This is a genomic window from Humitalea sp. 24SJ18S-53 (assembly GCF_050632385.1).
Taxonomy (GTDB): Bacteria; Pseudomonadota; Alphaproteobacteria; order Acetobacterales; family Acetobacteraceae; genus Humitalea.
Window position 1 is genome coordinate 1,925,489 of record NZ_CP192599.1, and the last position, 18,797, is coordinate 1,944,285.

At 68.0% G+C, this 18,797-nt stretch carries 18 protein-coding genes and 2 tRNA genes; 10 read left to right on the forward strand and 10 right to left on the reverse strand.

The window, feature by feature from the left end:
* Nucleotides 1-60: 60 nt before the first annotated feature.
* From ACQW02_RS09275 to ACQW02_RS09290, 4 genes are all read right to left on the reverse strand, one after another.
* Nucleotides 61-135, reverse strand: a tRNA-Thr gene (locus ACQW02_RS09275).
* Nucleotides 136-199: 64 nt separating this feature from the next.
* On the reverse strand, nucleotides 200-1,453 hold the full coding sequence (locus ACQW02_RS09280) for a heme biosynthesis HemY N-terminal domain-containing protein (RefSeq protein ID WP_431284987.1): 1,254 nt from the start codon (nucleotides 1,451-1,453) through the stop codon (nucleotides 200-202).
* A gap of 3 nt (nucleotides 1,454-1,456) precedes the next feature.
* Nucleotides 1,457-2,746 carry a hypothetical protein gene (locus ACQW02_RS09285; protein WP_431284988.1) on the reverse strand — a complete coding sequence of 430 codons (1,290 nt, stop codon included), beginning with the start codon at nucleotides 2,744-2,746 and terminating at the stop codon, nucleotides 1,457-1,459.
* A complete protein-coding gene (locus ACQW02_RS09290) occupies nucleotides 2,743-3,549 on the reverse strand; it encodes a uroporphyrinogen-III synthase (RefSeq protein ID WP_431284989.1) in 807 nt (268 codons plus the stop codon). Before ACQW02_RS09290 ends, ACQW02_RS09285 begins: the two co-directional genes overlap by 4 nt.
* A gap of 134 nt (nucleotides 3,550-3,683) precedes the next feature.
* On the opposite strand from ACQW02_RS09290, the gene apaG reads away from it, so the two are divergent.
* A complete protein-coding gene (gene apaG / locus ACQW02_RS09295; RefSeq protein ID WP_431284990.1) occupies nucleotides 3,684-4,085 on the forward strand; it encodes a Co2+/Mg2+ efflux protein ApaG in 402 nt (133 codons plus the stop codon).
* 3 nt (nucleotides 4,086-4,088) lie between these two features.
* On the opposite strand, the gene ACQW02_RS09300 is transcribed toward apaG, so the two are convergent.
* Nucleotides 4,089-4,820 (reverse strand): response regulator transcription factor, encoded by a 732-nt coding sequence (locus tag ACQW02_RS09300; protein ID WP_431284991.1) that lies wholly within the window; start codon nucleotides 4,818-4,820, stop codon nucleotides 4,089-4,091.
* Nucleotides 4,821-4,892: 72 nt separating this feature from the next.
* Here ACQW02_RS09300 and ACQW02_RS09305 point away from each other — a divergent pair, with 72 nt between their 5' ends.
* From ACQW02_RS09305 to ACQW02_RS09315, 3 genes are all read left to right on the forward strand, one after another.
* On the forward strand, nucleotides 4,893-5,651 hold the full coding sequence (locus ACQW02_RS09305; protein ID WP_431284992.1) for a HugZ family protein: 759 nt from the start codon (nucleotides 4,893-4,895) through the stop codon (nucleotides 5,649-5,651).
* Between the two features lie 111 nt (nucleotides 5,652-5,762).
* Nucleotides 5,763-7,358, forward strand: coding sequence for a phosphoenolpyruvate carboxykinase (ATP) (gene pckA, locus ACQW02_RS09310; protein WP_431284993.1), 1,596 nt, complete (start codon nucleotides 5,763-5,765; stop codon nucleotides 7,356-7,358).
* A complete protein-coding gene (locus ACQW02_RS09315) occupies nucleotides 7,355-7,726 on the forward strand; it encodes a DUF2237 family protein (RefSeq protein ID WP_431284994.1) in 372 nt (123 codons plus the stop codon). Before pckA ends, ACQW02_RS09315 begins: the two co-directional genes overlap by 4 nt.
* Here the strand turns inward: ACQW02_RS09315 and ACQW02_RS09320 are convergent, their stop codons facing one another.
* Nucleotides 7,727-8,059, reverse strand: coding sequence for a hypothetical protein (locus ACQW02_RS09320; protein ID WP_431284995.1), 333 nt, complete (start codon nucleotides 8,057-8,059; stop codon nucleotides 7,727-7,729).
* A 302-nt stretch (nucleotides 8,060-8,361) separates the two neighbouring features.
* Between ACQW02_RS09320 and ACQW02_RS09325 the strand changes: the two genes are divergently transcribed.
* The 4 genes from ACQW02_RS09325 to ACQW02_RS09340 all read left to right on the forward strand — a co-directional run bounded on the left by ACQW02_RS09325 (nucleotide 8,362) and on the right by ACQW02_RS09340 (nucleotide 13,145).
* Nucleotides 8,362-10,386, forward strand: a complete 2,025-nt coding sequence (locus tag ACQW02_RS09325; RefSeq protein WP_431284996.1) for a hypothetical protein — start codon at nucleotides 8,362-8,364, stop codon at nucleotides 10,384-10,386.
* 114 nt (nucleotides 10,387-10,500) lie between these two features.
* On the forward strand, nucleotides 10,501-12,228 hold the full coding sequence (locus ACQW02_RS09330) for a tetratricopeptide repeat protein (RefSeq protein ID WP_431284997.1): 1,728 nt from the start codon (nucleotides 10,501-10,503) through the stop codon (nucleotides 12,226-12,228).
* Entirely contained in the window at nucleotides 12,225-13,055 is an 831-nt protein-coding gene (locus tag ACQW02_RS09335) for a 4-(cytidine 5'-diphospho)-2-C-methyl-D-erythritol kinase (RefSeq protein WP_431284998.1), read from the forward strand. The genes ACQW02_RS09330 and ACQW02_RS09335 overlap by 4 nt, the downstream gene beginning before the upstream one ends.
* Nucleotides 13,056-13,070: 15 nt before the next feature.
* Nucleotides 13,071-13,145, forward strand: a tRNA-Gln gene (locus ACQW02_RS09340).
* Nucleotides 13,146-13,471: 326 nt separating this feature from the next.
* Here ACQW02_RS09340 and ACQW02_RS09345 read toward each other — a convergent pair.
* The 4 genes from ACQW02_RS09345 to ACQW02_RS09360 form a co-directional block, all read right to left on the reverse strand.
* Complete coding sequence (locus tag ACQW02_RS09345; protein WP_431284999.1) at nucleotides 13,472-15,256, reverse strand: recombinase family protein; 1,785 nt, start codon at nucleotides 15,254-15,256, stop codon at nucleotides 13,472-13,474.
* Complete coding sequence (locus ACQW02_RS09350; protein ID WP_431285000.1) at nucleotides 15,240-15,746, reverse strand: DUF2924 domain-containing protein; 507 nt, start codon at nucleotides 15,744-15,746, stop codon at nucleotides 15,240-15,242. The genes ACQW02_RS09345 and ACQW02_RS09350 overlap by 17 nt, the downstream gene beginning before the upstream one ends.
* Entirely contained in the window at nucleotides 15,743-16,315 is a 573-nt protein-coding gene (locus ACQW02_RS09355) for a DUF3489 domain-containing protein (protein WP_431285001.1), read from the reverse strand. The genes ACQW02_RS09350 and ACQW02_RS09355 overlap by 4 nt, the downstream gene beginning before the upstream one ends.
* A gap of 548 nt (nucleotides 16,316-16,863) precedes the next feature.
* Nucleotides 16,864-17,235, reverse strand: a complete 372-nt coding sequence (locus ACQW02_RS09360) for a hypothetical protein (protein ID WP_431285002.1) — start codon at nucleotides 17,233-17,235, stop codon at nucleotides 16,864-16,866.
* An 80-nt stretch (nucleotides 17,236-17,315) separates the two neighbouring features.
* On the opposite strand from ACQW02_RS09360, the gene ACQW02_RS09365 reads away from it, so the two are divergent.
* Nucleotides 17,316-17,888 (forward strand): AAA family ATPase, encoded by a 573-nt coding sequence (locus tag ACQW02_RS09365; protein WP_431285003.1) that lies wholly within the window; start codon nucleotides 17,316-17,318, stop codon nucleotides 17,886-17,888.
* Nucleotides 17,885-18,730, forward strand: coding sequence for an HNH endonuclease (locus ACQW02_RS09370; protein ID WP_431285004.1), 846 nt, complete (start codon nucleotides 17,885-17,887; stop codon nucleotides 18,728-18,730). The genes ACQW02_RS09365 and ACQW02_RS09370 overlap by 4 nt, the downstream gene beginning before the upstream one ends.
* The last annotated feature ends 67 nt before the right edge of the window (nucleotides 18,731-18,797 follow it).

Consider the following 18,797-nt stretch of genomic DNA (forward strand, 5'->3'; position numbering starts at 1 on the left):
GAGCGCGGCATTGGCCGCAACCGGGGTGGAGCCAGTGCTGTTCCAGGAGACGTGATTTGCTGGTGCCGACGCCCGGGATTGAACCGGGGACCTACTGATTACGAATCAGTTGCTCTACCGCTGAGCTACGTCGGCGCACCAAGCGGGCCGCGCAATACCCCATGCCCGGCCGCGCCGCAACCGGGCCTGCTGAAATGCTTCAGCCGCGCGCGCCTTCCCAGGCGATCCGCCCGACTTCGCCACAGGCGCTGCACTCCGTCGCCCAGGCGTCGTGCCGGGCGCCACAGGCCTCGCAGCGCCAGCGCGGCGCCGGCGGGGCCGCGGCGGCCAGGCGCAGCCACTTGGCCTCTGCCGCCCGTGCCACGGGGCTTTCGCCGTGCTCCACCTGCTCCAGGTCCACCAGCAGCAGATAGGCGCGGCGGTCGGCCGGCCCGGCCGCCAGCAGCGCGTCCAGGATCGACCGCGCGCGGCCGGTCAGCCCGGCGTCCAACGCGGTGCGCGCCAGGACCAGCCGGGCCTCGGGGTGGGTGGGGGCGCGATGGGTCAGTTGCTCGGCGGCCTTGACCCGGGCCAGGGCATCCGGCTCGCCCTCCATGTACAGCAACGCGATATCGGGGTGTGGCGTCTTGGCCCAGGCGGTAGCCAGGACGGAGCGTGCCCGCCGGGTGTCGCCGGCGGCGCGCAGCCGTGCCGCCTGCGCCAGGGCTGCGGGCACAAAGCCCGGATCGGCGGCCAGCGCCTCGGCCTCCAGCGCGCCGGCGCGGGTGGGGTCGGGTTCGGCGGCGGCGGCCGCCATGGCCAGGGCGGCGCGGGGGGCTTCCGGCGGGGCCAAGGCCAGGGCCTCGGCCCAGTCGCGGCTGCGCAGGGCCAGATCCGCGCGTTCGGCGCGCAGCCAGGATGCGCCGGGCATCGCCTGTTCGGCGTCACGCGCGATTCGCTGCGCCTCGGCCCAGTCGCCGCGCGCCATCGCCTGGCGCAGCAGCCCGCGCAGGCCCAGGAACTTGGCGTCGTCGCGTTCGGCCAGGGCGCGGAAGGCCAGGGTCGCCTCGGCATCCTGCCCGTCCAGCCGGGCGGCCTCGGCGGCCAGCAGCAGGGTTTGGGGCGTGTCGCCCAGGGCCAGCCGGGCGCGCCGTGCCTCCGCCCGGGCCACGTCGCCGGTGCCGGCGGCAAGGGCCAGCAGTGTACGCGTCACGGCCAGGTCGCCACGGTCGCGCGCGACCAGCGCCACCTTGGCCCGCCGCCGCGCCGGCCAGGCACGCAACGCGGCGATCGCGGCCAGGATGCCGTGCAAGACCAGGAAGGCGATCACCAGCCCGACCAGCAGCACCGGCAGCCCCACGCCGATCCAGACATCCCCGACCCGGACCTCCACGGTCCCGCCCAGGCCAGCCAGGGCCCAAGCGGCGGCGACCGCCAGGGCCAGGACGATCAGCAGCCCAATGGCGCGGCGCATGGCTCAGCCCCCCGTCAGGGCGGCGACGGCGGCGCGGGCGGCGCGCAGTGCCTCGGCCTGGGCCGCCCAATCGGCCATGGCCGCCTGGGCCGGTGGCGGCAGGGCTGACAAGCGGGCAACCGCACCGCCCAGGTCGCCGGCGGCCAATGCCGTGCGCGCACGTTCCAATTCGGCCGCCGCGACATCGCCCCAGATCACCTGTTCGCCGCGCCGGATGGTGACCAGCCCGGCCAGGCGGTTGGTCGCGGCCTCCAGCGCCGTGTTGCCGCCGCCGGGTTCGACCGCCGCGCGGGCGGCACGGGCCGCATCCTCGAACGACATGCGCAGGCCGGCTTCGGTCGGCGGGGCGGTGGTGGCAAAGCGGGTCAGGGCCGGGGCGGGGTCGGACAGGGTGCGCAGCGCGGTGCCGAGCGGCCGGCCCTCGGACAGCGCCAGGCGCAGCGCCTCGATGGCGCCCAGGCGCACGGCCCGTGCCTCGATCGTCGCCAGGCGGGCGGTGACCCGGTCGGCTTCGGCACTGCGGGCGGCCAGGGCGGCTTCCAGCGCGGCCAGCCGTGCCTGGGCCGCGGCCTCGGCGGTCGCGGCGCGCTGGTTCAGTGCGGCCTCCGCGGCGCCGACCCGGGCGCCGAGGGCGCCTTCCATCAAGGTCGCGCGCTGGGTCAATTGCGCCTCGGCCGCCGCGATCCGCTGCGGCAGCGCCGCCTCGGCCGAGGACAGCCGCTGGTCGAGGGCCGCGGCGCGGGTCTCAGCGGCCGAGATGCGCTGCAAGGCGGAGCGTTCCAGGGCTTCGGCCCGGCTGCTCGCTTCGGCATTGGTGGCCTCGGCCGCCCGCTGGCGTTCGGACAGCGCCGCCAGGCGGTCGCCCAGGGCGGCAAGCGTCGCGGCATCGGGGATTGGCCGGCCGGCGGCGGCGCGGGCCTCGGCCAGGGCGGTGTCGGCGGCGCGCTGGGCCGCGCCGATCGCCGTCGTCTGGGCCGCGTCGAGCGCGTTGGAGGTGGCCTCGGCCGCGGCGATGCGGGTGTCGAGCGCGGTCATGCGCTCGGCCAGGCGTGGGTCACCGGCCGGGCGGGCCTCGACACCGGCCAGCCGGCCTTCGATCGCGCTCAGCCGGCCATCATCCTGGGCTGCGACCCGGGGGCGGGGGGTGAAGGCCAGCCAGGCGATCGCCACCGCCAGCACGACGGCGGCGGCCAGGATCGGCAATACGGCCGGGTCCCACCGGCGCGTCATGATCGCGGGGGCAGGCGGCGCGGGTGTGGCGGGCGGGGCGGGCAGGGGGGCGGGGTCGGTCATGGTGGCGTCTGCTCCATCCGCGGCTTGGCCGCCCTTGGGGCGGAAATGTCTGGCGTATTGCCGATGTCATGGCTGGCCGGCGCCGGTTGTCCCAGCACATCCAACAACGCTTCCTCGCTGGGTATCGTTGCCACATGCAGGGCCTTCCACGCCACCCCGCCGAGCGCATCTGCCACGCGCTGGCTGATCGCCACGGCGGCGATACCGCGCGCGGCCTGGGCCAGCCCCGCGGCGCGCAGCAGGCGCACCATGCTGTGGGCGCCGCGCGGTGACGTGAACAGGGCGGCGGCGACCTGGCCCGCCGCCAGCGCGTCGCGTGCGGCCGGCGGCAGGGCGCGCGCCGGCCGGGCCGCATAGACCACGCGCCGCGCGACGCGGAACCCCCGGCCCCGCAGGACCGCCGCCAGATCGGTGGCATAGCCGCGCCCGACCGCCAGCCACAGCGGCCCGCGCGCGGGGTCGCATTGCGCCGCGACCAACGCCGACAGGCTTTCGGCATCGCCCGACGCCGCCTGCACCGCGGCAAAGCCCATCGCGCGGGCGGCCGCCGCCGTCGCCGCGCCGACTGCGAAGACGGGCAGGTCGGATGGCGCCAAGGACCGGTCCAGCGCCCGGACCGCCGCGGCGGACGTCAGCAGCAGCGCCTGCGCCCCGCGCGGCGGCGCAGCGCCCGGCAGCGCCGCCAGCACCAGCGAGGGTGCGGCGATGGGCCGCCAGCCGCGCCGGGCCACCGCTTCGGCGGTCGCCGCATCGCCCGGGGACGGGCGGGTGATCAGCACGCCCAGGGGGTCGGCGGCCGGCATCCCCAAAACCTCCCCTCCCGAAAAACCACAGTGGCGGAGAAACCATCTGCAAGGTGCTGGCCTCCGTGGTCAATCATCGGCACAGTTTCGCCCGATGTCCGGACACCGTGTCGCAGGGAGGCATTCCAGGGCCCATGGCCGACTTCACCGCGACGACCGAAGGCGTGCGCATCACGGTCAGCCCCGTCTTCCTCGACGAACGCTCCGATCCGGACGAGGGCCAATGGGTCTGGGCCTATCACGTGGTGATCGAGAACGTCTCGGAACGTACTGTCCAGCTCCGCCGCCGCACTTGGCTGATCACCGATGCCCTGGGCCGCACGCTGCGGGTCGAGGGTGAAGGCGTTGTCGGCGAACAGCCTGTGTTGGCGCCGGGCGGGCGCTTTGAATACACCTCGGGCACGCCACTGCCGACCTCCTCCGGCTTCATGCGCGGGAGCTACCGGATGAAGGACATGGCCTCCGGCGAGGCGTTTGACGCGCAGGTGCCGCCGTTCAGCCTGGACAGCCCATTTTCGGGCGGTGCCGTGCATTAGGCATCACGGTTCCTTGTAGCGGTAGCCGATGCCGTAGAGCGTCTCGATCTGGGCGAAATCATCATCCACCGCGCGGAATTTTTTGCGCACGCGTTTGACGTGGCTGTCGATGGTGCGGTCGTCCACGTAGATGTTCTCGCCATAGGCGGCGTCGATCAACTGGTCGCGGTTCTTCACCATGCCGGGGCGCTGCCCGAGCGCCTTCACCAGCAGGAATTCGGTGACGGTCAACTGCACTTGGCGGCCCTTCCAGGTGCAGGTGTGTTTCGTCTCGTCCAGCACCAGGTCGCCGCGCACGATGACGCCGCCGGCCGGCTGGCCGCTGGCTTCCGCGCGCCCGGCCTCATTCCGGCGCAACAGCGCGCGGATGCGTTCCAGCAGCAGGCGCTGGCTGAACGGCTTTGTGATGTAGTCATCGGCACCGAGGCGCAGGCCCATCAATTCGTCCAGCTCGTCATCCTTGCTGGTCAGGAAGATGACCGGGATCGCGCTGCGCTGGCGCAGCTTCTGCAATACCTCCATCCCGTCCATCCGCGGCATCTTGATGTCGAGCACGGCCAGGTCGACCGGGCGGGCCAGCAGGCCCTGCAAGGCGCTTTCGCCGTCGGTATACGTGCGGACGACAAAACCCTCCTGCTCCAGCGTCATCGACACGCTGGTCAGGATGTTCCGATCGTCATCGACGAGCGCGATGGTATGCGGCACCGGGGTGCTCCGAATCTCTTGGCTGGCCATGTGGCTAGCCTCTGCCCCAATTGTGGCGCAACGGCGGTGGTCGCGCGACCCATTCCCCGAAAGGATACGTCCATGGCCGACGAACCCCCGAGCCCGCCGCCACGGCCCGATCCGGTGGCCGCCGGTGCCGAGGCGCGCCGCCTGCTGCGTGGCGCCACCGCCGCCACCCTGGCGACCCAGGCCGATGGCCAGCCCTTCGCCAGCCTGGTGACGCCGGCCATGACGGGGGACCTGACGCCGCTGCTGCTGCTTTCGACCCTGTCGGAACACACGCGCCACCTGATGCGCGATCCGCGCTGCGCCCTGTTGGTGACGGGCCTGGCCGATGGCCCGAACCCGCAGACCGCCCCCCGCGTCACGCTGACCGCGCTGGCCGAACAGGTGCCGCCGGCCGAGGCCGCGGCGCTGAAGGACCGTTGGCTGACACGCCACCCCTATGCCGCCTTCTACGCCGATTTTGGCGATTTCGGGTTGTGGCGGCTGCGGCCCGGCGGCGCGTTGCTGGTCGGCGGCTTTGCCCGCGCGGTCCGGTTGCCGCTGGCCGCCCTGTTGCCCGACGCACAGGCGGTCGCGGCCCTGGAGGCGGCCGAGGCCGATATCATCGGCCATGTGAATGCCGACCACGCCGATGCCCTGGCTGCGATCGCGACGGGGTTGCTGGGGCGTGCGCCCGGCGCCTGGCGCCTGACCGGCGTGGATGTGGACGGCTGCGACCTGATGGGCCCCGATGAAGCCGTGGCGCGCCTGGACTTCGAAGCCCCGGTCGCGGATGCGGATGGTGTGCGCCGCGGGCTGGTCCTGGCAGCACGGGCGGGACGGGGCGCCGCATGATGTGATGTGATCCGCGAGGGGCGCAACCCTGCCCATCCATGGACGCGCATGGCTTACCTGGGGTAATCTCACGGCACGACACATACGACGCAATCGGAGCGCATCCCCGCAATGGCCACGACCCAGACCCTCCTTGCCGGTACCGGCGTCCATGCAACCGGTGCCGTGCATGCCAACCTGACCGCGGCGCCGCTGATCGCGGCCGCGATGCGGCGGGGTGAGGGGCGGCTGTCGGCGGATGGCGCCTTCATCGGCGTGACCGGCATCCACACCGGCCGCTCGGTGGCCGACAAATTCGTCGTGCAGGACCCGGAGGTGATGAACGACGTCGCCTGGGGGAAGATCAACCAGCCGATGAGCCGGGCGCATTTCGACACCTTCGTCGGCCGCGTGCGTGGCTACCTCGGCGCGCAGCCGGAACTCTACACCGAGGATCTGTATGCCGGCGCCGATCCCGCGCATCGCATCCGCGTCCGCGTGGTCACCACCAACGCCTGGCACGCGCTGTTCGCGCGCAACATGTTCTTGCGCCCGCCCGCGGCGGAGCTTGAGGGCTTCACCCCCGACTACACCATCCTGCACGCGCCGGAACTGGACGCCGTGCCGGCCGAGGATGGCTGCAAATCCACCACCTGCATCGCGCTGTCCTTCAAGGATCGCATCATCGCCATCGCCGGCACCTCCTATGCCGGCGAAATCAAGAAAAGCATCTTCACGGTGATGAACTGGCTGCTGCCGGCCAGGGGCGTCTTGCCGATGCATTGCTCGGCGAATCTGGGGCCGAATGGCGATTCGGCGCTGTTCTTCGGCCTGTCCGGCACCGGCAAGACCACGCTGTCGTCGGATCCGGAGCGCCAGTTGATCGGCGATGACGAGCACGGCTGGTCGGATACCGGCATCTTCAACTTCGAGGGCGGCTGCTACGCCAAGGTCATCAACCTGTCCCGTTCGGCCGAGCCGCAGATCTGGGATGCGTCACACCGCTTTGGCGTGGTGCTGGAGAATGTGGTGGCCAATGAACACGGCCACCTCGACCTCGACGACGGGACGCTGACGCAGAACACGCGGTCCTGCTACCCGATCGACTTCATCCCCAACACGGTGCCGGGTGGCCAGGCGGGCTTGCCGAAGAATGTGGTGATGCTGACGGCCGACGCTTTTGGTGTGCTGCCGCCGATCTCCCGGCTGACGCCGGCGCAGGCGATGTACCATTTCCTGTCGGGCTATACCGCGCGCGTGGCGGGGACCGAAAAGGGCCTGGGCAAGGAACCGCAGGCGACGTTCAGCACCTGCTTCGGCGCGCCCTTCCTGCCGCGCCCGCCGGAAGTGTACGGGCGCATGCTGGCCGACCTGATGGGGCGCCACGGCACCGATTGCTGGCTGGTGAACACCGGCTGGAGCGGCGGCGCCTATGGCACCGGCAGCCGGATGAGCATCAAGGTGACGCGCGCACTGCTGCGCGCGGCGCTGGATGGCTCGCTGGCCAAGGCCGATTTCGTGCGTGACCCGTTCTTCGGGCTGATGATCCCGACCGCCGTCCCCGGCGTGCCGACCGAGGTGCTGAACCCGCGCGGCGCCTGGGCCGACAAAGCCGCCTACGACCGCACCGCGACCCAGTTGGTCGGGTTGTTCGAAAAGAACTTCGGCGCCTTCGAGGCCGGTGTCGGCGACGACGTCCGGGCCGTCGCGATCAAGGCGGCCGCGTGAACCAGGCGCCCGTCCTCAATATCCTGGGCGGGCCCCTGCTTCCTTGTTCCGTCGCGCCCATCACGGGGTTTTTTCGCGACGGTTGTTGCCGCACGGGGCCGGAGGATTCCGGCCGCCACTTGGTCTGTGCCGAGATGACGGCCGAATTCCTGGCCTTCAGCGCGGCGCGGGGCAATGACCTGTCGACGCCGCGCCCGGAATACGGATTCTCCGGACTGCTGCCCGGCGACCGCTGGTGCCTATGCGCCCTGCGGTGGGAGGAGGCGCGCCTGGCTGGCGTCGCCCCACCCGTGCTGGCCGAGGCGACGCATGAGGCCGCATCCCGCCTGGTCCCGCGCGCCGAACTTTTGGCGCGCGCGATCGCCTGATCAGGTGGCGCGCAGCCCATTGGGGGTGACGGTGATCACGGCCGCGCGGCAAATGTCGATCTGGCGCAGTTCGGACGCCCGCCCATTGGCCCAGACCACGCGGAAATCATAACGGCCGGTATTCGCGGCGCGGAAGGCGAGGCTCTGGCCCGGCTGCAGCACGCGTTCGCCCAGTTGGTCGACGCCCCAGCCGTTGAGCGAGGCGTGGCTGAAATAAACCTCGCGAACGGTTGAATTGCTCTGATTGACCACGCGGAACGACGTATCGCAGCTGCGCGTCGATATCTGGTTACCGCCACCACCCGTCGTGGTGCAGCCGCCGAGCGCCAGCATGCCGCCAAAACCCAGGAGCAGAAGGGAACGTCGCAAGGGAATCCTCCGATTTTTTTATATCGGACGTCACGATGCCAAGCGGGCACGTGGGTGTCGAGACACAGGCGCGGCATCGAGAAGTTTACCGAAGAACAGAAAACGAGACGTTGACGCCCTTCCCACGGACCGCCATCGTAATTATCATTTCATTCAGGCGACAATTGATATCCTTAGGCCATATCGTCTGGGCGAGAGGCAGTCGTGAGATAGGCGGCGGTACGAAACGGATAATACCATTCCAGTCGATGGGATGCATCTTGTGTATGGAGTTCCGCATGGACGGGCACGGTTATGATTGGCTTCAGGTCGATATCTACGTTGATCACCTGGTCATTCAGGCGCCGACTGGCCCTGTAAAGATTTCCGATCGGCGTGGTCATGTCATTGGATCGCAGGATGTGGATTTGGCATCGGTCGGCGTGCTCGCCGTCCAGGACTGGTTTCTGATCCAGGTCAGGGATTCGAAGAAAGCGAATTTGCTGTGGTTGGCGAATGCCGATGGCGTCATTCAAATAAATGATATGAATGCTGCCGTAAATCACCCTCAAACGGATGATGTTCAAGAGATATTGAAAGATTTTAATCGGAAGATTGCACCTTTTGTCGTGGATGTGCTTGCCGACTTCGACATTGCACATTCAAGGGCGCATCAGATTCTGAATTGTTTTTCATGGACGGCCGCGAAGGTTGTTTCAAAATTGCTCGAATTGGATCGAGAAACGCCGAAAAATAAAATAAATCATGATAATGTTCAGGAATTTTCTCGCGATGATTTTGATCCGGTGGCGGCTTTGGCCTCTCTGGACACGGGCTGGACTGATTTCGCGCTGAGCTGGATGGCAGATGATCTGCAGAAACGCCCGCGCTTGTCGGCAGATATCCAGGCTGAAAATATCATACCGATCGTCGCGAACAATCAAATCGTGATGCTTCGGTGTACGCATTCGAATACCAAATCCGTTTGGTATGCTTTGGTTACAATTGTAAATAAAAATCAAATGTCGCCGGTTTGTTTATTTTCGCCACGCGATGATTCAATCATATCAAATGAATGGAAAGAAAAACGAAAGAACGTTCACGATATCATTGAACGTTTCCGTTCCGTCTTGTTTTTTCGGCTGTGGGAGGCCCGTCATGGGGTGCGAGGGATCTCCGGCAAGGCCAAGCCTGGCTTCGCGCTCATTCTTCAGCCCCCCGAAAGCGCTGATCTGGGCAATCACATCAGCAAAGACATGGAAGCCATGTCCCGGACAGTACCTGTCGTCCGTCGCCTGCCACCGGAATTGTTGAAATTATACGCCCTCGGCAGCGAAAAGAACGTGGAGTTCTACGCGCCGCTCGAAGACATATTCCCGGAGTTCCGCGGGCGTGTCCTGCGCACCCAATCGACGACCATCGGCGCTGCGATCGATGCCTTGAACAACAATCTCCTCCCGATCGTCCTGCAGGACATGTTTGTCCGGAGCGACACGCGCAATCGCATTGTCCGGGCCGTTCGCGCCAACCGCGCGGTCGAGTTGGTCGCGAGCGCCGAACGGCTGCGGTCCCTGACCTTGGCCGGCGGCGAGGGGGCCTCGGGGGCGAGATTCATTGTCCTGGGACTTCGTCTCCAGGATCGGACCATGCCGACCCTCGCACAGTTCTACTGCAGTTTGATCGACCGCCTGCTTGATCTGGATCCGGGCCTGGCATTCATCATCGACGGCATGAACACCCCGGATGGCGATCGCAGCCGTGGCACCTATCGGACCCACACGTGTTCGGACCCCTCCGAACTGATGCTGGCAAGGGAGGATGCGGTCGTTCAAACCATCAGGGATCATGTCGCGTCGCGCCGTGTGCGCATCGTCGACTGCATCGGTTCATCGATGGCCGTGAACGTATTCTGGGCGTCCCAGGCCGTTATGTTCGTGGCACCGCATGGCGGCGGCCTGGCAAAATATCGCTGGGCCGCGAATATTCCGGGCTTCGTCCTGGCGTCGAAGATGAACCTGAAGCACGCCCAGCCATTGCGGCTCTACGAAGATAAGCGCGTGCAGGAAGACCCTGCGGCCATCGCCTATACGGATGCGGCAGATGTCACCGATCTTTTCGGCGAAGACATGCAATTCGATGCCTTGGGACGAAGCATGGAGCCCTGGGCGCGCGGCTTCAGCAGCGTGAATTTTCAGGTGAACCAGGACGTGGTCCTGATGAAGATCCTCCAGTTCTTCCAAAGGTTGGAACGACCGAGTGCGGGCGCGGTGCAGTCCCCGCCGCATGTCGTCCTGACGGCCGCGGAGGAATAGGCGGGGGATTGCTCGGAGGACGTCCCTTCACCACCTGTGGCTGGAATGCCACGCCCTGTGTCTAATCTGTCGCGACCATGGCGTGGCACCGCAGGGGACGTTACGATGCACCCCATGACGCATGTGTCCGCTCCGCGCCGTCTCGCCCTGCTTGCCCTGACACTGCTCGCCGGCTGCGCCGCTGCGGGGCCGGACGGCACGACCGCTGTCACGGCCACGCCCGCGCCCCCGAGCGGTGCCTTCGGGCCGTATCTCGCCGGCCGCTTCGCGAGCAGTGAGACCGATACGCGCACCGCCGCCGACCAGTTGATGGCCGCCCTGCGGGTCGAGCCGAACGAGGCCGAAATCCTGACCCGCGCCTTCCTCGCGACCGTCATGGACGGGCGGATGGATGCGACCCGCCTGGCCCGCCGCCTGCCGGACAACCAGGTCGCCGTGTTGCTGCTGATCGGTGCCGATGCACAGGCCGGGCGTTGGGACCGCGCGGAGCAGCGGTTGCGTGGCATGCCGCGCCAGGGGGCGACCGGGCTGCTGACCCCGCTCTGGACCGCCTGGGTGCAGCAGGGGCGGGGCAACACCGACCAGGCCCTGGCGACCCTGCGGCCGCATATCGAACAGGGGCGCCTGCGCGGCACCCATGCCCTGCATGCGGCGATGATCGCCGATATCGCTGGCCGACAGCGCGATGCCGAACGGTTCATCCGTACGGCGCTTGCCGAATCGCCCGAAGCAAACCTGCGCCTGCTGACCATTGCCGCCGGCATCCTGGTCCGCTCGGGGCGGGAGGCCGAGGCGACGCGGCTGCTTGAAGCCGCCGCCCGCGGCAATGACGATCTGGCCCTGGCCTATACACCCGCCGCGCGCCGCCAGATCCTGACCACCCGCGCCGTCGCCACCCCCGTCGAGGGCATGGCCGAGGCGCAGCTTGCGCTGGCGGCAGCCCTGCGTGGCCAGGGCGCCGGCGAGATCGGCCTGTTGCTAACCCGCATGGCCTTGCGCCTGCGTCCTGATTTTTCGGCGGCCCTGCTGCTGACCTCCGACATGCTGGCCGATGAACGCCACCCGGATACGGCGCTGGCGACGCTCGACCAGATCCCGGCCGGCGATCCGCTGGCCGCCGTCGTCGCCTTGCGCCGCGCCATTCTGCTCGACCGGTTGGACCGCACGGCGCAGGCCGAGGCCGCGCTTCTCGTGCTGTCCACGGCGCTGCCGGAAAACCCGCAGCCGAGCGCCCGGCTGGGCGATATCCTGCGCGCCCGCAACCGCTTTCCCGAAGCGGTGGTCGCCTATGACGTCGCGCTGTCGCGTATTCCGAACCCTGGCCCGGCCGACTGGCCGCTGTTCTACGCCCGCGGCATCGCGCAGGAACGTTCCGGCCGCTGGCAGCGCGCCGAGGCGGATTTCCAGCGCGCGCTGCAACTTGCCCCGGAACAGCCCTATGTCCTGAACTACCTGGGCTACACCTGGGTCGAGCAGGGCCAGAACCTGCTGGAAGCGCGGCGCATGCTGGAACGCGCCGCCGAATTGCGCCCGCAGGACGGCAATATCGCCGACAGCCTGGGCTGGGCGTTGTTCAAGATCGGCGATTTGCCGGGCGCGATTCGCTGGATGGAAAAGGCGGTCGAGCTGGAATCCCGCAACAGCGTGGTCAACGACCATTTGGGCGATGTCTATTGGACGGCCGGCCGCCGGGCGGAGGCGCAGTTCCAATGGCGCCGTGCCCTGAACACCGACCCCGAACCCGGTGATGTCGCCCGCATCGAGGTCAAGCTGCGCGACGGGCTGGCCGGGCCCTCCGTGCCGACTGCCCAGGCCGGAGGGGAGCCGCGCCCGGCGCCGTGACCGGCCTCGCGGAAGCCGCGCCGGCGAAGGTCAACCTCTTCCTGCATGTCCTCGGCCGGCGCGCGGATGGGCTGCATCTGCTTGACAGCTTGGTGGTCTTTGCCGGCATCGGCGATTGGGTCGCGCTGGATGATGGGCCCGGGCTGGCGCTCGATGGCCCCGAAGCGGCTGGGCTCGTGGCCGAACCCGACAATCTGGTCCTGCGCGCGGCGCGGGGGATGGGGTTTTCCGGCGGGTTGCGGCTGACCAAGAACCTGCCCATCGCCTCCGGCATCGGCGGCGGTTCTGCCGATGCGGCGGCGACCCTGCGGCTGGTCGCCCGCACCACTTGTGCCGCTGTGCCGCCGGGGCTGGCGGCGCGCCTTGGGGCGGATGTGCCGGTCTGCGTGGACTCGGTGCCGGCCCGTTTTGGTGGCATCGGCGATATCTTGGCCGCGGCCCCCAGCCTGCCGCGATTCGGCCTGGTGCTGGCCAATCCCCGCGTCACCCTGGCGACGCCCGAGGTGTTTGCCGCCCGGATCGGCGCATTTTCTGCCCCTGCCACGCTGCCGGAGTCCTGGCCGGATGCTGCGGCGATGGCGGCGGGATTGGCGGCCACGAGCAACGGCCTGCAAGCGGCGGCCATCGCCTGCCGACCGGTGATCGCCGACGTGCTGGCGGCGCTGGAACGCCTGCCTGGCTGCCTGCTGGCCCGCATGTCGGGGTCGGGTGCGACCTGCTTCGGGGTCTTCGCCGACCCGGCTGCGGCGCGGGACGCGGCGGGACTTTTGCCCAAAAACTGGTGGAGCTGGGGCGGCGGGCTTCACGAAGCGGGCAGGGCGGGTTAAACGCTGCCGGCCTGCTGGGGCGTCGCCAAGCGGTAAGGCAGCGGCCTTTGATGCCGCCATTCCCAGGTTCGAATCCTGGCGCCCCAACCAGGCAGTCTGGGGGTTTCCACCGTTTGCTGGGTCGTGCCGTGGATCGCTGAAAAACTGGCGGTTGTCCGGGGGTTTGCCGGTGCGGCTCGGTGCGTTCGGGTTATGAGAGACGCGGGAATCGGAGACTTGTCCGGGATTTCGCGGCGGTGTCTCTGAGGGGCCTTTTGGCAGTACCCGGGCACGACGATGCGAATTCCGGCCGTAACGTGCAGTGCCGCCTGACGCATCATTCGTGCAGACGGCATCGATGGGGAAGGCGAGATGTTCGCCATGCTTACAAACTGCGGCTGGTGCAGAGAGCCGTTACGAACTCGACATGCTCAAGGTTAGCGAAAGCCGAGCGTCTGCTCCTGCTGCTGCCAGTCGAGCGGCAGGCGGGTATCCAGCATCAGGGCCTGCGCCGTGAGGCCGGGGGGCTGCTGACCTTCGAGGATCTGGCGGACGATTCGCGGGGAGAGGTAGGCGATCCGCGCCAGGCGGGTGACGTAGGATTTGCTCAACCCTTCGCGTTCGGCGAATTCGGTCAGGCTGGTGCTGTCGTCGGCGATCAGCCGGTTGCGCAGGCCCTGTGCCTTGAGCACCAGCTTCACCAGCGCATCGTCCGTTCTGACAGTCGAGCCGGCTTGATCCACCACCAGCGCCATCTCCTGACCGGCACGGCGCAGCGCTGCACTGACCGAGAGGATGACCGGCTGCTCCACCTGCGCGGAATCGGATGATTCTAACTGGGGAGGGTTCAGCTGCTGGCCGAGCAAATGCTGCAGCAGTGTGGTGGCCCGCAGATGCAGGGCGACCCTATCGGCCAGGACCTCGACCCGGCCGAGCAGCGCCTGCAACAGGCCACGCAGCTCGACGGGGCGCATCTCCGCCAGCGACTGCCCCAGCTCCGCAGCCTTTGCGATCAGCCGTTGCTCCGACGTGCAAGCGGAATGTGAAATGCCAGTCAGGGCATCGATGATCTCGGCCGGGCTGAGGAGGAAGGTGCGCAGCCGATGCACCGCCACCTGCTCCAGATCGCCGGCCGGCACGCGGATCCCCTGAGGTGTCGCCTGCTTGCTACCGATGATCAGCGGCTGCGAGACGTAGTAGCGATAGCGCTTGCCGTCCTTGTTGGCGTGGCTCGGCACCAGACGGTCACCGGCGGCGTCGTAGACGAGGCCAGCCAATAGGCTGGGATTGCGGCTCCGCTCGCCGGAGCTCTGCTCGGTCCGGTTGCTTGCCAGCCGGTCTTGCACTGCTGCCCAAAGCTCCGGATCGATGAGGGGCTGCTGTTCGCCGGCATAGATGACCCCCTTGTGAACCACCTCGCCGCAGTAGACCCGGTTCTGCAGCAGCAGATACAGCGCGCCGCGGGAGAGCGGATGCCGGCCGACCGGTGCCGGGCCGCCATTCAGCTTACCCGCACGGACCTTGTTGCCGATGCCCTCGACGGCCAGCTGGGCCGCCAGCAGCCGTACTGAACCGAGCGCCAGGTAGCTGCGAAAGATGTGGCGGACGGTCTCCGCCTCATTTGGGTTGATGACCAGCTTGCGATCCTGCACGTCGTAGCCGAGCGGCACGGTGCCGCCCATCCAAATGCCTTTGCGCTTGGAGGCGGCGATCTTGTCGCGGATCCGCTCGCCGGTAACCTCGCGCTCGAACTGAGCAAAGGATAGCAGCATGTTCAGCGTCAGCCGGCCCATGCTGGTGGTGGTGTTGAACTGCTGGGTCACCGAGACGAAGGAGACGCCATGCGCGTCAAACACATCAACGATCTTGGCGAAATCGGCCAGCGAGCGGGTGAGCCGGTCGACCTTGTAGACCAGGATGAGATCGACGCGACGGGCCTGAATATCGGCCAGCAGCTGCTGCAGGGCAGGCCGCTCCAGCGTGCCGCCGGACAGCCCGCCATCGTCATAGAGTTTGGGCAGCACGATCCAGCCCTCATGCCGCTGACTGCGGATGTAAGCTTCGCAGGCTTCGCGCTGGGCATCGAGCGAGTTGAAGGCCTGCTCCAGCCCCTCCTCGGAGGATTTGCGGGTGTAGATGGCGCAGCGGCGGACGTCCGATGCATGCGGCGAAGGCTTGGCCAGCGCGCGGGGCCGCGTGACCGCCCTAGGCATCGGCGCCATGCTGGCTCTTGCCCGCGCCCGGCGCTGCGCGGGTCAGGCCAAAGAAGCGTGGCCCGGACCAATGCGCCTGGGTGATGTGCCGGGCGATCTGGGTCAGCGAGGCAAAGCGCTGCCCATCATAGTCGAAGCCGTCTTGCAGCACTCGGACAGTATGGGTGCGGCCATGCCATTCGCGGATCAAGGTGACCCCCGGTTTGATACGCAGAGCCGCTGCCTTGCTCGGAGCCGTGCCGGTGGCCAGGGCTTTGGTCAGGCTGGCGAGCTTGCGCCCGACCGCCGGAGAGAGGCCGCCCGAGGCGGCCTCCTGCAGCTTGTAAGCGACACCGCGGCCCAGCAGGTCGCGGCTGAGCCGGTCTGGTGGCGCCGCCCGATGCAGGCGCTGCCATGCGGACCGCAGCTGGTCCAGAGACAGGCCGGCGAGAGCATCGAGCTCGCCTCGCAGCTTGAGCGAGGTCGGCTCCGTCGGTCGGCCGCGCGCCGTCTCGCTCATGCGCCAGCGCCCGCGCTCAAGCGGTAGGCTTTGCGGCCGGCGATGTCCCTGAGCTCGAAGGCGAAGCCACGCTGGCGCAGCCGCGTCAGTGCGGCCCGTGTGGTGTGCGGCAGCCATCCGGTGAGGAGGATGAGCTCGCCGAGGGTGGCGCCATCCTCTGCCTGCGCGGCCTCCAGCACACGGCCTAGCTTGCCGCCTGGGGCTACAGCCTGCGGCGCAGCGGGCGCGTGGGGGACCGGCGCCGCGATGGGAGCGATCGGCGCCAGTTCCACTTCGGCCATAGCGGCCACAAGCGGTTGCGCGTCGATGCCGACCGCCGCGAGGCCGGCGGCGGTGATGCGCAGGGCGTGCAGGAGACCCTGCTCATCTTGCCGCCAGCTCAAGGCGGGCAGCAGCGTGAGGACCTCCTCGATGAAGCTGAGCTTGATCAGGGAAGTGACGAGATGGTGCTGGCTGGCGCCGCGGGCCCGCAGGCTCGACGGGAAGGGCAGGACCATGTGATCGGGTCGTTGCGCGGCGGTGCTCAGGATCAGAACCTGGGCGACGGAGAGCGAAAGTTGCTTGGTCATGGGTCAGTCCTCGTGCTGGGCTGCGGAATGCAGCGCCTGCACAAGCCCGAGCCCGAGATGACCCGGGCTGGCGGGGCAGGTTCACCTGCTTGCCCCGTCCTCCACAGCAATGCTTCCGGGGGAGGGGAAGTCCACTGCTTTGTCGTCGCCGCCAACTATAGTGCCTGGGCTCGGGGTCGAGGGTTCGAATCCCTTTGCCAGCTCCAGTAGGCGTCCTTCCAACCATTCTCCGTCCCGATGACCGACGCCGTGAGGCGCAGGTTTCCTGAGGTTTCCCGCGTGAACCTTGATGGTGCGATAGCGGAATGAAGCCGAAATTCCCTCTCTGAAGGGCGGATTCTCTCCAGCGCTTGGGGGTAGAACGATTCAACCCACAAGCTTTAACATATTGAAATCGCTGAGTATTACTTGGCGCGTGGCAGCTACAAGTTGAGATTTCGATCGCCTGTCGGTCGAGTCTGGGAGCGCGAATCTTCATGCCAACCGGTGGCAGAGAGGCCAGTTACACTGCGGCGGCTTACCGGTTCGCATGGCGTCATGGCGACCTTCTATCCGGCGGGCGTGCCTTGAATCACCGGTCCGTCGCGCAATAAGCGGCAACGACACGCCTCTTCGTGGATCCGTCTCAGGTAGACGGTGAGCTGGCCGCGGTTCGGCGCGATACGGCCTTCGTGCTCCGAGATGATCGCCGACACGTCGCCATCCGTCAGCTCCCCCTCGTAGAGGAGCCAGCCGAGCAGGTGCGGCGTCGTCTGCGCGGGCTCCACGCCCACCCTCGGCGCGGCCCGCCGCGCACCTCGGTCCTCGGTCAGCACGGCAGACCGCAGTTTGCGGGCGAGTGCGAGCGCGGCGACCTCGCCGCGGCCGAGCTTCCGCACCTCTGGCTGGGCGGTCACGGCCTGGAGGTCCTGCAGCGTCATCGGCTCAGGGGACGCGCGCCATGCGGTGGAGGCGCGCTCTGGAGAAGCTGGAAGCGGATCCCATCTTCCACGATGCGGCCGTGACCGACCTGGCGGGTGGTGGCGAGTCAGATGACGGCCTGCGCGAGAAGGCCACAGCGATCTTCGCGAAGCTCAGCTCAGGCCATAAGATCGTCTTGCTGACAATCACCCGCCTTGTCGAAACCGTAGGTGAGCGAACGCTCGTACTCCTTGACGAGCCGGAGGGGCACCTGCACCCGCCGCTACTATCGGCCTTCATCCGCGCGCTTTCGGATCTTCTGGTTGACAGAAACGGGGTTGCGATCGTCGCGACGCACTCCCCCGTGGTCTTGCAGGAGATCCCGCGAAGCTGCGTCTGGAAAGTCCGCCGAACGGGCGCGCATGTGGAGGCCGAGCGTCCAGAGGTGGAGACGTTCGGCGAGAACGTCGGCGTCCTGACGCGTGAAATTTTCGGCCTGGAGGTCACTGAGGCGGGTTTCCACCGCATGCTGCGCGATGCGGTCCGCGAGGCTCCTGACTTCGACCGCGTCGTTGAGCAGTTTAACGGCGAGCTCGGCGGCGAGGCCAGAGCGCTGCTCCGGGCCATGATCGCCTCGAGGCAGGCGGAGGCGGACGGGGTCGACGACGCATGATGTCGCTGCCCAGGCCGGGGCACGGCGCGCGTGAGGTTTTCCGTCTCTGCGTCAGCCGGGTGTCCGATCCCGATCTCAAGGCGCGGCTCACAGGCGCTGCAGACAGCGTTGACGCCGCGTCCGGCCGCTTCGACCAGGCCACGACGCACGGCAAGTTACACGAAGTCGCGGTTGATGAGGCCGTACCGACCCTTTCCGCGGCGGAGATGGGGAAAGTGTATACTCAACGGATGGCGCGCAGGGGGGCGCCAGGGCGGGAGGTCTACGACACTATTCTGGGCGCCGCACCTAATGGCGTCTGCCCCCTCTGCCAGCAGCGTGTGGCGAGCACGCTCGACCATCACCTCCCGAAGGCGTGGTTCCCTACGCTCGTCGTGGCCCCGCTGAATCTGGTTCCAGCCTGCTCGGACTGCAACAAGGCAAAGCTAGATACATTGCCTCGGAGGGCCGAAGAGGTCGCGTTGCATCCCTACTACGATGATATCGACGGTGTGGTTTGGCTGGCCGCGAAGGTAATTGAGAGCGCCCCATCGGCTGTCGTTTACCGGGTGGCGGCGCCGAGCGACTGGGATCCTGTGCTTGCCCACCGTGTGCGGCGCCACTTTGCAATACTACGTCTCGGGGAGCTCTACGCGGCCCAAGGTGCGGAGAAATTGCTCAACCTAAGGCATCAGCTAGACCTGGTCCACGCAGCGTCGGGCGAACACGGCGTGCGCGCCGAACTCCTCGCACGATACCGCAGCTGCCTCGAAGCCCGGAGAAACGGTTGGAGGACGGCGGCCTACCGCGCCTGGGCCGGGAGCGTTTGGTTCTGCTGCGGGGGCTTTGCCGAAGGGCTCTGACCAGTGGAGGGTCGCCGCACAGGTGTAAACCGTCGAGAGCCACTGCCCGCCCTTCGCATTCGGGCGA